1 protein-coding gene is annotated in these 1079 nt (G+C 43.1%); it reads left to right on the top strand.

The annotated features are described in order from the left end of the window. On the top strand, positions 1 to 1079 hold a 1079-nt coding region (locus tag VXQ92_RS20605; RefSeq protein WP_416683029.1), incomplete at both ends, for a GH3 family domain-containing protein.

Below are 1079 nucleotides of genomic sequence, written 5' to 3'. Positions count from 1 at the left end.
TCAGCGTTACCGTGAACAAAAGCTTTCACTCTCTAGCAGTAAACTGGTTCGTTTCCAGCCGACCAGTGGTTCGAGTGAACAAATCAAGTTTATTCCATACACCAAGCTGTTTTTAGATGAACTTGACCATGCAATTGCACCGTGGATGGCAAGTTTATACCGTAAATGTCCAGAGCTTAGTTCGGGTACACATTACTGGTCGGTGTCATGGCTGCCTGAGAGTCAGCGTGAAGTTTTAAAAGACAAAAACTTAAATGATGATAGTGCGCTACTTGGTATAGGTAAACGCATACTGTCTAAGTTTACCCAAGCGGTTCCAAGTAACGTTGCATTTGCGGCCAATGCTGATGATGCACTGTTTGCCACGATTTGTTATTTGGTCGCAAACCGTAACTTAGCCATGATTTCGGTGTGGAGTCCAACGTTTGCTTTGCAATTACTTGAACGTTTAGAGGCATTACAAAAAGACGTGATTGAGGTGCTTAACAGTGGCAAATGGGGCAACCGTCAGGCTTCCTTAAAAGAAGTGACGGCACCGCATAGCCCTGAAAGTGCTCAAGCTTTAATTGCAAGTTCAAATGGCGAACAGATCGACTTTAAAAAACTTTGGCCAAAGTTAAGTCTGGTTTCAAGTTGGGACACCGCAGGTTCAAAAGCTTGGGCCGAAAAATTAAAAGAAAAATTACCCAGTGTTCAGTTTGAAGGTAAAGGCTTATGGGCGACGGAAGGTGTAGTGACTATTCCCTACAATGACCAATACCCATTGGCTTACCAAAGTCACTTCTATGAATTTGAATATTTAGAAGGTGAAAAACAAGGTCAAATCGTTCCTTCATGGCAGCTTAAACAAGGTGACGTGGTCAGCCCGCTGATTACTTCGGGTAATGGCTTACTGCGTTACTGTCTAGATGACTGCTTAAAAGTGACTGGCTTTATAGAGCAAAATCCGTGTTTTGAGTTCCAAGGCCGCCGTTTTGGTGTAGATCTGGTTGGTGAGAAGTTAGCACCTGAAACTGCTCAACAATTGTTGTCTCAGTTAAATGAAACCGAATCGAAAGCGATTTCTTTACTGGCGATTG

Source organism: Acinetobacter sp. 228, from assembly GCF_048147885.1.
The sequence above is the reverse complement of the archived record's forward strand: the minus strand, read 5'-3'. Positions and strand labels throughout refer to the sequence as shown.